Annotated in this window: 9 protein-coding genes; 4 read left to right on the top strand and 5 right to left on the bottom strand. The window is 47.4% G+C overall.

What is annotated here, in order from left to right; translation table 11 throughout:
- Position 1 precedes the first annotated feature (1 nt).
- From Psch_RS06500 to Psch_RS06485, 4 genes are all read right to left on the bottom strand, one after another.
- Complete coding sequence (locus tag Psch_RS06500; RefSeq protein WP_134218059.1) at positions 2 to 1,249, bottom strand: restriction endonuclease subunit S; 1,248 nt, start codon at positions 1,247 to 1,249, stop codon at positions 2 to 4.
- Between the two features lie 312 nt (positions 1,250 to 1,561).
- The gene (locus tag Psch_RS06495; protein ID WP_243123962.1) at positions 1,562 to 3,148 is read right to left on the bottom strand and encodes a type I restriction-modification system subunit M; all 1,587 of its coding nucleotides are present in this window, start codon (positions 3,146 to 3,148) and stop codon (positions 1,562 to 1,564) included.
- The gene (locus Psch_RS06490) at positions 3,120 to 3,752 is read right to left on the bottom strand and encodes a restriction endonuclease subunit S domain-containing protein (protein ID WP_190239566.1); all 633 of its coding nucleotides are present in this window, start codon (positions 3,750 to 3,752) and stop codon (positions 3,120 to 3,122) included. Before Psch_RS06490 ends, Psch_RS06495 begins: the two co-directional genes overlap by 29 nt.
- Positions 3,753 to 3,998: 246 nt before the next feature.
- Positions 3,999 to 4,316, bottom strand: a complete 318-nt coding sequence (locus Psch_RS06485) for an HNH endonuclease (protein WP_190239565.1) — start codon at positions 4,314 to 4,316, stop codon at positions 3,999 to 4,001.
- Positions 4,317 to 4,935: 619 nt separating this feature from the next.
- Between Psch_RS06485 and Psch_RS06480 the strand changes: the two genes are divergently transcribed.
- Complete coding sequence (locus tag Psch_RS06480) at positions 4,936 to 9,237, top strand: acyl-CoA dehydratase activase (RefSeq protein ID WP_190239564.1); 4,302 nt, start codon at positions 4,936 to 4,938, stop codon at positions 9,235 to 9,237.
- Positions 9,238 to 9,443: 206 nt separating this feature from the next.
- The gene (locus Psch_RS06475; protein WP_190239563.1) at positions 9,444 to 9,770 is read left to right on the top strand and encodes a hypothetical protein; all 327 of its coding nucleotides are present in this window, start codon (positions 9,444 to 9,446) and stop codon (positions 9,768 to 9,770) included.
- A 57-nt stretch (positions 9,771 to 9,827) separates the two neighbouring features.
- Here Psch_RS06475 and Psch_RS06470 read toward each other — a convergent pair whose 3' ends face one another.
- Entirely contained in the window at positions 9,828 to 10,094 is a 267-nt protein-coding gene (locus Psch_RS06470; protein ID WP_190239562.1) for a hypothetical protein, read from the bottom strand.
- 228 nt (positions 10,095 to 10,322) lie between these two features.
- Here Psch_RS06470 and Psch_RS06465 point away from each other — a divergent pair, with 228 nt between their 5' ends.
- Together Psch_RS06465 and Psch_RS06460 are read left to right on the top strand one after the other, a co-directional pair.
- Positions 10,323 to 10,505, top strand: a complete 183-nt coding sequence (locus Psch_RS06465) for a hypothetical protein (protein WP_190239561.1) — start codon at positions 10,323 to 10,325, stop codon at positions 10,503 to 10,505.
- Positions 10,506 to 10,574: 69 nt separating this feature from the next.
- A complete protein-coding gene (locus tag Psch_RS06460; protein ID WP_190239560.1) occupies positions 10,575 to 12,218 on the top strand; it encodes a TolB-like translocation protein in 1,644 nt (547 codons plus the stop codon).
- The last annotated feature ends 415 nt before the right edge of the window (positions 12,219 to 12,633 follow it).

The raw sequence follows: 12,633 nt of genomic DNA, 5'->3' as shown, positions 1-12,633 counted from the left end.
ATCAAGACACCTCCAGTGCATTGACTCTCACTATTCCAGCTAGTAACAGCTGTATCAGGGCGTTTTTCTGCTTTTTTATCTCATCAAGCTGTTTTTCGTGTAGGCTAATCTCACGATCTGCTGTGGATAAAATTTTGGCGATGGCGGCTTGCTCAGGTAGGGGAGGGAGATTAAATGTCATTTTAAGTAGTGTTTGCAGATCTATCCCTTTAACTGTAGAACCATTGCCTAGTCTTTCTAAATTGCTTCCGAGTTCAATAAAACTATAATATGCGAACTCAGTAGATACTAATTTATCATCAAGTATAATGCCTTTCATATCTTGATTGATTGCCATATCAACCATGTTAATAAAACCCCGTCCTAATCCCATTCTGGTTGCAACTATCAGATTGCCTTTTTGTATAATTTTTGAAGTGCTTTGCTGGACCGCATCTATGGTGATATGTTCAATAGAATCGTATTTTTGTTGTACCCCGTCCAAATCTTTTACTGTAACCCATGGGATGCTTCCCTTATAATAATGCTCAATGTTTCTTGGCGGCGTTCCACCACCAAAAACATTTTTGCACACATCCCCCAATCTTACCCTTTGCCAATCACCGCTAAAGCCGGGGAGGCGTTTTCTTCCTGTCATCAGATTCTGCATTAGCCATTGCTTCTGCCGCTTTTTCTCGGCGATAAGCTGTTCTTTTAATTCGATGGCGTTATCCCAGGTTGAGAGGATTTTAACAATTTTTTGTTGTTCTTTAATATTTGAAGGTATACAGACCAGGGTTTTATTGAATTCGTCCTGGACGAGCGTCTTATTTCTCCCTGCTCCACCAGGTGAGGCCAATTCAAGAAGATGCCTGCCGAACGGTGTCAAAAAAAACCTCAGTAAATAGTGTAACTCCACATTTCCTTTTGACTGCCACATTGGGAATCTGTGCGAAGCAATCATTCCTTTTTCATGGGTTGTAGTAATTCCTACGGCTTGCTCCCAGGCAAAAACAATATTAATAATTAAACAGTCCACCTCAACCCAAAAAACGGATTTATTCCCCAGGCCGCTTCCTGTAACGGGTTCTTTATGAAACAGACCTTTTCCATGAGAACGGATACCAATTTCCCGGTATTCATGATCAGGAATGACTTCTACGGGCTTTACCACCCTTTCGAGCAACTCACCCAATTCAGTTATGATCCAGTCGTCCGGATAACTTGCGTAATGCCTCCTTATGATAGAATGCTTGTTGCCGCTTTGCATAACCGTCTCCTTTGATTCATGCCGTCACTGAATTTGGAGTTCTTCCTATATTATGTTAGCTGATTTTCTCTCTAATTGCGAGACTTTTGTATTTTCATCCAGTGTTGGATCAGCATTTTGCACAATTAAATAACAGGCATAGCGCGAAAGCCCAATATACTCAATCTCACGTTTGGCGCCTTTTGCGAGATCGATCATTTTGCTGACGTTAGCAAAATGATCATCGACGTTAATACCACTTTTGGCACAGGATTCCACTGTTTTTTCAATTACGCTTACAAAATTTCGCCATTGTGTTATTTTTTGAATTACTCACAATCCCAACTCCTTTAGATATTTGGCCATCTGTGTTTCAACTTCGGCAAGTTCCTTTTGGATATTTGCAATATTTGTTTTTACCTCTTCAATATCCACCAGGGCTTCTTCTGCAAAAGTATCAACATAGCGTGGAATATTCAAGTTGTAGCCATTGGCTTTTATCTCATCAAGGGTTGCCACGCGGGCAAATTTATCAATATCTGTCCTGTTTTTATAGGCGTTTACGATATCCTCGATGTGCTTTGGCTCGAGACGGTTTTGGTTCTTATCTTTTCTATAGCGGAGGACGCCATTTTCATCCTTGCCGGAAGCGTCAATGAAAAGCACATCGTCACGATTGCGGTTTTTCTTGAAAACTATGATGCAGGCCGGAATACTGGTACCGTAAAACAAGTTGGCAGGCAGCCCGATAACCGCGTCCAGCAGATTTTTTTCGATGACGTTTTGCCTGATCCGGCCTTCCGAAGCGCCTCTGAACAAAACGCCATGGGGAGCTACCGCGGCAATCCTGCCGCCGCTTTTGAGGCTGGCTATCATATGCAGCAAAAAAGCCCAGTCCCCTTTACTGGCAGGCGGTACGCCCCAATCAAAGCGATGATATTTATCAAGGGACGCTTCCATCTTGAATTCTTTGCCTTTGCCGTTCATTGCCCCGCCGGTGTTAAAACCAGCCGCCCATTTGTCCTGGGAAAAAGGCATGTTGGCCACAATGACATCGAACTGCATAAGATTGCCGTCAGAATCCAGGTGCAGGGGATTGGCCAGGGTATCGCCCCACAGGATCTTGGCGTCCAGAATATCATGGAGAAACATGTTCATTTTCGCCATGGACCACGATGATCCATTCATTTCTTGACCATATAAGGTAAGTTTTTTGATCGCGTTGTTTTCCTTGGCCTGGGCGGTCTTTCCGGTCTTGATGAGCAGGGAGCCGGAGCCGCAGGTGGGGTCGTACATGGTATCGCTTATTTTGGGATCAACAATACGCGCCATTAGTTCCGACACTTCGGACGGTGTGAAGAAGGAGCCGGCTTTTTTCCCGGCCTGGCCGGCAAATTCGCCGATCATATATTCGTAGGCGTCGCCTATGGTATCTGCGGGGACCTTGCCTTCCTCCGGCTGGATAGATGAAGGGCGTAAATCAAGGGACTCAAAATCCTCCAAAAGCTCCCTCAAGCGAGTATTTTTTTGCTTGTGATTGCCCAACATAGCTTCACTATTAAAGTCTATACTTCTGAATACCCCGGCAAATAATGAGGGATTATCATCTTCTATGCCGCGTAAAGCCACATTGATGAGTTCCCCCAGATTATCGCTATATCTGTTGTCATAGAGCCAGTCGAAACTGTGCTTTTCCTTGATCACAAACGGGAGTCTGTCGATGGCCCTTTGCAGCCTCACGGGGTTTTCGTATGCTTTTTTTAAGTTATCGACCTTTTCTAAATATGTGTCGCTAAGATATTTAACAAACAGCATCGGCAATATGTAATCTTTATAATTAGCCGCGTCTATAGCTCCCCTGAATGTATTCGCGCCTCTCCAAAGGGCGGCCTCAATATCTTTTCTGGTAGTCGCCATCATTCTGTCCCCCCCGGACATTTTTTTCTGTAATATTTTTTATGGCGGCAGCCATAAGCCTTTGATCTTCAGCAATCAAGTTGATCATCAGCTGTTTTCGCTTTTTGCATAGCAGCCACATCTGACCAATTGCTTCTTGTTTTTTATACTCTATGACAGGTATATCCAACTCAGCTAATGCTTTGATTGATATCGACTTAATAGGCGCAATGGAACCGACAATATTACCGTTTAGCCAGGTGATGCCATGGTTTTCCAGTAAGCAGGCTATGTAGGAAGGGCAATAGTCCTTGAACACCCGGATAACAAAGAGGTTGCTCGAAAAGGTTGTATTTGATATATCCTCATTTATTAGCGTTGCTGCGTCCGGATTAAGGCGTTTAAGCAAAATATCGTTTTTCCGAATGAAGTAGTTCTCATCAACGGGAGTTGTCCTTTTGATTTCCGAGACACTTTGTATATTATTGAAAATCCCCAGATGATTGGGCTGAATAAAGTTGTATGTTATCATATTTGCTTTGTTTGCCGACTCAAGCTGCTTGGAATCAGGAATACCGTTTAATATGTCGGCAATTTTTCCGAGCTTAACATCTTTGAATGCGGTCATTTTTCACTCCCTTTCAACCGGCGACCGGGAGAATAAATGTATACAGGCCGCCCAAAAAAAGTATGCCAAAGCCGCTTCCATTGGGGAGAATGGCTTTGGCATTTAAACAAATTAACCTTTTGGCGGGAACGGATTATTACCGTGGCGCGGCCTTTTTGTCTTAGTCGACGCTGCGCCGTGATTCACCAGCTTGACGTCTTGATGACTTGCTATTTCTCTGCAATATTAATAGCTTCTTTATACTGTCTATTTCCCTGATTGAAAAGAACACGTCCAATCCGGCCAGTCGTCGCCTTTGCCCCGGTTGTTGCGCCAATGCAGCGGCTGGAGGTTTTTTAGTTCATCTGTTCCGCCTTTGGCTACCGGCTGCACATGGTCGATTTCCCAGCCGTATTCAGAGTTGAGGTTGCCGTAATCGGTGAATTTTATCCACACGCCGCACTGGTCTTTCCTAAGCTCGTTTTGGTTGTGTTTGGGGATGATGGTTGCTTTGCTCCAGACTGCCAGTATCTTTAACTCATCAAAAGGTTCGTTCAGCAACGTGCGGTTTGGTTGATGTGTCATAGGCTCTCCTTTCCGAGATAAAGCGCATCCACCAGCCAAACCACAAATACCATTGCATTGGAGTGTTATTTGGGATATCATGATTTTGCACAAACACATGGGCTGATTTCAGCTGCAAGTCCTTGAATGGCCAGTTCTCGGACTTGTTTTTTTATCTCTAGTATTCGTGGCTTCAACCCTCTCTAGAAAAGGACTAAACCAATCACTACATAATTATACCAGAAAAAAATGTGCTATCAATAGTTTATTTGCATGTTAACCATTAACATTTTCCCCAGAGGTACTTTTTTTGTGTGTATTTGTGTTCGGCATGCTGTTATCAGCCCAAGGATGACGAAGGCATTATATGGATTAAATACCGGAGACAGATTTCTGAAAGTGTCTCAGGAATGACCTGGATAGGGAAGTCCTAGTGACGCAGAACAAAATACCTGCCGTCTTGCCAATCCGGGGCGGCAGGTATTATTATTTTAATAATGGAAATAATTCCAAATTGACTAAGTTTTAAAGGGGCTTTTAAGTCTTTCTGAAAGCTATTTACAATACTGGCGCCACCTGCGGTATAATTAGGTGGTTAAAGAAAAATCTACTTTTAAGGATAAAGCTAGGAGTGAACCGGTTGAGAACACTGGGTTTGTGTATAGGGGCTTCCACCATCAGTTTGGTCTTGCTGGACAATAACGCAGCAAACCAGATCAAGATCCTGGATACGAAGACGACACCGCACGAAGGGAATCCGCACGGAGCCATCTTGCGCTTGGTCGACCGGGATTTATTTCAATCGGTCGATAGAATCGCCGTGACCGGGCGAAAACTGCGAAAAAAGCTGAACGTATCCTCTCTTTCGGAACCGGAAGCGGTTGAATACGCCTACCGCTACCTCCATAATTCCGGTCAGGAAGCAGACGTCATTGTCAGCGCCGGTGGGGAAACCTTCATGGCCTACAAGCTGGACGGCACAGGCCGGGTCGTCGATGTATTTACCGGCAACAAGTGCGCTTCCGGAACCGGTGAGTTTTTTTTGCAGCAGATTAAGAGGATGGACTTGAGCGTCGAGGAAGCGGTTTCTATCCCAGACCTGGAAAACCCGTATAAGGTTGCCGGGCGGTGTTCGGTATTCTGCAAGAGCGACTGCACCCACGCCCTGAACAAAGGCGCGCCAAAAGAGCGGGTAACCGCGGGGCTCTGCGAGATGATGGCGCTTAAGGTAACTGAACTGTTGAAGAAAACCGGGCATGAGAGAGTCATGGTCGTTGGGGGAGCTTCTTCCAACACGGCTATGATTCATTTCCTGCGTAAAGATATCCCCCGGCTTTACATACCGGAGCATGCCAGGTGTTTTGAAGCCCTGGGGGCGGCCCTGTGGGCGTTGGAGGCCACAACCAAACCAATTCACGATCCGGAAGAACTGTTTAGCGGCAGTGAAGGGTCTTTTTCCCGCCTGCCTGCAATCAGAGATTTTCTGCCTAAAGTTACCTTCAAGGAGGCTATCCGCCAACAGGCTCGATCAGGGGATGATTGTATCGTAGGTCTTGACGTGGGATCCACCACAACCAAAGCGGTGGTTATGAGGTCTGACGATAACGCCATCCTGGCCAGCTGCTATCTTCGCACCAACGGGGACCCGGTTAAGGCTTCCCGCAACTGCTACCGGGAGGTTTACCACCGGCTGGACGCGCCGGTGCGTATCACCGGTCTGGGCGTAACCGGCTCGGGCAGGCAGATTGCAGGTCTGCACGCGCTGACCCCGGCCGTGATCAATGAAATCATTGCCCATGCCACGGCCGCCGTCTTTTTTGATCCCCAGGTGGACACCATCTTTGAAATAGGCGGGCAGGACGCCAAGTACACCTATATTACCAACGGTGTCGCCTCCGACTATGCCATGAACGAAGCCTGTTCCGCCGGTACCGGCTCATTCCTGGAAGAGGCGGCAAGGGAGTCCCTGGATATAGACACCGGGGAAATCGGCGGGGTGGCCCTTAAGAGCGAGCGGCCGCTTAACTTCAGCGACCAGTGCGCCGCGTTTATCAGCAGCGACATCAAGAGCGCCATCCAGGAAGGAGCGGCCATCGAGGACCTGGCGGCGGGGCTCGTTTATTCTATATGCATGAATTACAACAACCGGGTTAAAGGCAACCGTACGGTTGGCCAGAAGGTGTTCATGCAGGGAGGGGTCTGCTACAACCGGGCCGTCCCGGTGGCCATGGCGGCTCTCACCGGCAAGGAGATTATCGTGCCCCCCGAGCCGGGGCTCATGGGGGCTTTCGGTGTGGCCCTGGAAGTAAAAAATAAGCTGGCGCTGGGCCTTTTGCAGCCGGCGGAGTTTGATCTGGAGGAACTGGCGGAGCGCGAGGTTACCTACGCCAAGCCTTTTACCTGCAACGGCGGCAGGGAAAAATGCGACCGCAAATGTGTGATCAGCATGATCCGCATTAAAGAAAAAATGTATCCCTTCGGGGGGGCATGCAATAAGTACGTCAACCTGATCAGTGACCGGAAGAACCCTGACGCAGGTAGACTCGACCTTGTCAGCTTGCGTGAAAAGCTGGTATTTGAAAAGTACAGTCTGGAGCGGGGCCGGCGCCTCTTGCCCCCCAACGGTAAGACTGTGTCTATCAACCGGTCGCTGCTGGTCAACACGCTGTTCCCGCTTTACTATAACTTTTTTTACGCATTGGGCTTTGAGGTGGTGTTAAGTAAAGAGATCGACGCCGCAGGTATGGAGAGAAGGGGCGCGGAATTTTGCTACCCCGTAGAGATTGCGCACGGGGCGCTGGCCGCTTCAATCAATGCCGGCCCGGACATCGTATTCCTGCCTCATGTGGGTTCCATGCCGGTGGAGAACGGGATTGACAACAGGGTTACCTGCCCGTTTGTCCAGGCGGAGCCATATTACCTCAAAGCTGCTTTTGAAGAGTTGACAAACCAAATACTATTGTGCCCCGTGCTTAAATTTGACAAGGGCTACCGGCAGGAGCTTAATGCGTTCGTGGCTGTGGGAAGGCAGCTGGGTATCCCGGCCAAATTTTCCAAGGAAGCTTTTACCCTGGCTGTCCAGGCTCAAGAGGACTTTCATCATGAATGCCGTGAAACCGGCAGGAGCTTCCTGGCCGAACTGGAACAGCGCCCGGAGGAAACCGCGGTGGTACTGTTCGGCAGGCCTTACAACGCCTTTACCAGAAAGGCCAATATGGGTATTCCGCAGAAGTTTGCCACCAGGGGTTACCAGGTAATCCCCCACGATTTCCTGCCCTTTGGAGGTGAGGAGCCCTTTGAAGACATGTTCTGGGCGCTGGGACAGACCATTCTAAAAGGCGCCAGGCTTGTCAAACGACACCCGCAGCTGTTTGCCACCTATATTACCAACTTCAGCTGCGGCCCGGATTCCTTTATCGTAACTTTCTTCAGAAACATTATGGGGCAAAAGCCTTCACTGACGCTGGAACTGGACAGCCACTCGGCGGACGCCGGGCTGGACACAAGGGTTGAGGCCTTTTTGGACGTGGTCAGGAGCTATATTGAAATCAACCGCGACAGCATGCTGGAGCGCACAAAAGAATTTCGCCCGGCGGTGATCGTTATGGAATGCGGGCAGACCCTGGTGGTTGATTCGTGTGGAAACAGGTACCCCTTAACCCACCCCAGGGTCCATGTGGTCATCCCGTCCATGGGAGATTTGGGATCAAAACTTTTGGCCGCCACCTTAAGGCGCTTGGGCGTCAGGGCCACAGCAGCCGCGGCGCCGGCCTCCAGGGAGTCGAAAACCGGTAAAGGGTACGCCTCCTGCAAGGAGTGCCTGCCCCTGATCCTGACCGTCGGCAGCCTGATCAACTATATCGACAGCAGGGAGAATGAAGAGGAAATCCTGGTTTACTTCATGCCGACTTCCAATGGACCCTGCCGGTTTGGACAATATAACATCCTCATTAAAAGCCTGATAGAAAAGCTGCGGCTTAAAGATGTAACCCAGATAACGCTCACCTGTGACAACAGTTACGCCGGCCTGGGGACGGACTTTTCCGCCAGGGCCTTTCAGGCGGTAATCATATCAGACGTTTTGGACGATATCTACAGCGCGGTACTGACCATTGCCAGGGATAAGGAAAAGGCTCTGACTGTTTTCAATAAAGTATGCGATCAAATAATTGAAAGCGTTGAGAAAGACAGCTGGAAGGGTGTAAAGGAAACGCTGAGGCGGGCAGCCCGCGCTCTCAGTGCCATTGAAAGAGTGCAATCCATGGAGGAGACTCCCAAAGCGGCCCTGGTCGGTGAGATTTACGTCAGGAGGGACGCTTTCTCCAGGCAGTACCTGGTGGAGAGGCTGGCCAAGCAGGGTATAATTCTCAAAGCAGCCCCGATAACTGAATGGATTTATTACTGTGATTACATGGTCAAGACCAACAAGAGCGGCAATGTCAGTAAGAAAGAGCTTATCGGCAGCTACATCGAGGGGTTTTTTAAAAATTCTTTTGAGCGTACCATCAAAGGTATCTTTGCCCGGTCCGGCTTCTACGAGGCCCACCTGGTCGATGTCGACAAGATTATCAAAAACGCCGCCGGCCTGGTCAGCCCGAGCCTGACGGTGGAGACAATTCTGACCGTAGGTACCGCCATCACGGAAATTGTGGAAGAGGTGGCCGGGGTTATTTCCATCGGGCCGTTTGGCTGCATGCCCAGCAGGATCGCCGAAGCAATAATCGGCGCCAGAATGGATGAGCATAAACCCGAAATCGCGACAGACAAAAACCTGGTGGCCAGGGTTATGGAGCAGTACCCGACACTGCCGTTTTTGGCTGTGGAGACAGACGGGAACGCATTTCCCCAGGTCATCGAGGCCAGACTGGAAATATTCTGCCTGCAGGTGGAAAGGCTGCACAGCCGGATTATGGAGGTCAGGGGGCTTAAAACTGTTAATTAAAATGTAGAAATTTACTTCCTTTTAGGGACAAAGTTTCCACGAAGGGCAAAAACGGAATTACGTACAGGACTGCCTCGAAATGGTTCAAGGCAGAAATTTACCTGTTTTCGCCAAAATTTAACAGTGCGAAAGGGAATAAGGTGGAACAGGCGAATATAACTGTAGAATAAGAGTAAAAATTTGTCTTCGGGGAAAGGGTGAACACCTTGGAAGAAAAGATGTTTAAGCGCCTGCTGCTGGCCGGCGAAGGTGACGAGGATATTGATGAGCTGATTGCGCTCGGGTATTTTAAAAATATGGAGGGCACGATCTGCCGTACCGGCAAATACCTCGAAGAAACGGGGGTATTTATCGACGCCAAGAAGGAGTCTCTCTATGAAGCCGTAAGAAAACTGGGCAGCGCCGAAGATATCAACAAGACCATGGAACTGGCGGGAATCAAGGATTTTCTCACCTTTGTTTTTGTCGCCGAGGAACTGGTCCAGGACGGCAGGTTTATTAAAGACAAGGTTAAAAACTGCCTCATAAAATAGTATAGAAAGTCACAGATTTGCCATCTTTTCGATTGCTGTTGTCGAACACCGCATTGTTTAAAAAATTAGTTGACGAATCTCTTGGGTACCTGATTTTTCAACATTGGTTATCTTTATTGATATATCGGACTTATTCTCTGCAGCAGCTGCGGAATAGTTACTACTCCCAACAAAAGGACGGTTATTAGTAGACTGCAAAGATTTCTTTTTAGTTTTACCATAAAATTCACTCCTTGTATGATATGACCAACGGTATAATTTCCAGTTGGTCATATTTATTTTTAAAATCCTTGATGACACCGGCAAAGATGTCTGTCGATTCACGGTCTCCAACGACCTCCCCGGGACGGAAAGATTTGTTGAAAAAGTGGTTGATGCAGCTGATGCCTTACCCGCCGACAAGGTCAAGATTGGCATGGATGCCACAACCCTTCACGGCTTTAGGATCCATAAATTAGAAAAATATCTTTTAAAAATTTTCTAAAAAAAGGATCCTAAACAAATTCCTAGACGTCACTAATGTAGTGAATTTTTTTAAAGGGGTAGATCGGTTTGATGAGGTTTAAGAAGTGTTCTTTTTTTGTACCGCTGGTGGTTGTTTTACTTGCGGCAACCAGCGTTGCCTTTGCAGCTGCTCCCGAAACTAAAGCTCCTCCGGGAGCAAACGAGCCATTCAAAGAAGCAGGCATTGAGTCCTTGCTTTATCTGCAGGATTGGGGGTACGACATAAATTAGGCGCCTTTTCCATATGGATTCGATTATTTTCAAAGCATCTTCTTTCGGTAAAGCAAGCGAGGTGAAATTTTGAAGAAGAAGAAAGTATTTATAATAGCAATAAGCGGTATCATTGTTATTTGCATTTTTTGGATGTGGCTTTCTCTCGAACCAACTATAAAACCAGAAGGCATAGAGTTGACCGGAATCCTGCAAGAAAAAGGGAATGATCCTAATGTTTTAACCCCCTTTTATTTAAGCATACAGCTAAATAATCATTCAGGAAAACCGTTATGCGCTGAGGAAAATTACTTTTATTTTGTATATCCGTACTTAGACGGGCCGGGTATTGGCATTTACGACTTCGATAAAGGATGGTTTGCTGGGAAGCCATTAGGGGAAGAAGAATTTCTTACCGGTTCGGACGGAAGGACAGAAGGTATTGCTGTTAACAAACTCATGCAGTTGGGTATATTTCCGCTGGACGAAAGCCGTAATTCCCTGGATTTTCCAGATGGATTTCAATATTGCGGTCAGGAGTTTCCGGTAACAGCCAGGCTGCATGTTGCTATGCTGGAAAAGCCGCTAAGAAAAGAAAATATGGTTTTGGTCTATGCCCATTATGAAAAAAAATGGGGGAAGGTTTTGAGTTGGGTAAAAACTTTCCCCATTGAAATGCAAATCAAGGTTAACTCCGAAGTGTTATCCGTGGATTTTGCCAGTATGCTCCTTATTACCGGTAAGATCCAGGAGGACAACGCATTGAGCAGGGCCTTTGCTACAACAGTGAAGGAACCTGGAAATAATGAAATCTGGTCAGTGGATCTTTCTGGAAAGGGACAGCTATTGAAGCTGGCGGACGGGCGTAATCCTTGTGGTTTCCGGGGAGGGGTGCTGTATGTATCTGATCAACGCAGGCTCATGTATCTTCCGCCTGGTCAGGGGGAAGCTTATCCGGTTTTGAAAGAGGACTGGAATTTCTTGCATTTCGACCTGTCTGCTGATAAAACGGCTCTTGCTGTAGTATTGCGCGGGCAGAGCGGTAGTGTTGATATTGCTGTAGTTAACCTAGTCAGCGGTGAGTGCAAGTGGGTGGTCCCACCACTGGAAATGTACTTGCCATCAGCCGTTACTTTTCAGCCTTACGCCAGCGTGTCTAATGGCGGCAAGTCATTGGCATATTTTGCCACCGGCAGTAACGGTGATTCTTTGCCTGCCGTCTGGTTTTCAGATACTGGTGCAAGCCGCTTTCTTCTTAAGGAGCCGTTGTATTTCTACTTATTATTGACATTGAGAAACGAGCCGCTTGACGGTAAGCTGCTGTCCATTTCCCCCGATGGTGGGGAGGTGGCAATCGCTTACACCAATAACGGGCGGCTCGATGGGCCTCACCTCATATCAACCGCCGGAGATGGGAAGGATCGTTTACTTAGGATGCATATCTCTCCGCGCGGCTTTGCCTGGTCGGATGACGGGAAAAAGGTGGCCTACTGGGGCGGGCAGGGGAGCGGAGCCGAGTATTTTACAGTTGATATTTTTGATCGTGAGAGCGGGCAAAGTATATCACATCTAAAGGGTGTGCAGGACTGTGTTTTCTTGGACAATAATAACTTGTTTGCTGTTAGGCTGGAAGGTGAACCACTGTCTTCTTTCCGCCCTGCTCTGGTAAACCTGGAGGGCTACCCTCCCGAGATGATACCGGGTCTTGAGAAGGTGTTTGATGTGGCGAAATAGGGCATAACAATCCAGGTTGGTTAATTCTATTCATAATGCAGCCACATACTAATGATTTTTACAACATGTTCTTTTTGATAAACTTCATAGACCACACGATGCTGACGACCTGCGGCTCATTTTCAACTTTAAAATGGACTCTCAAAATCCATTTATTCTTATTCTAGCCGGCCAACCTTTGATTCGCAGCAAACTGACGCTCAATATTAATAATCCTCTTCGGTAACGCCTGGTGGTTAAATACATTTTGCATGGGCTTAAGATGGAGGAGATTAAGGAGTATTGTTCCACCAGATTAAGGCAAGCTGGGTTGGTTGAAGAGATTTTTACAGAGTCGTCAATCCCGGCTATTAATTCACCAACGGCTTGCCAAGACTTATCAACAGTCTGGTTACCAACTACAGTTTATAAATCT

Origin of the sequence: Pelotomaculum schinkii (genome assembly GCF_004369205.1) — a bacterium.
Taxonomy (GTDB): Bacteria; Bacillota; Desulfotomaculia; order Desulfotomaculales; family Pelotomaculaceae; genus Pelotomaculum_C; species Pelotomaculum_C schinkii.
Note: the sequence above shows the minus strand (reverse complement) of the source record. Positions and strands in the feature narration are given on the sequence as shown.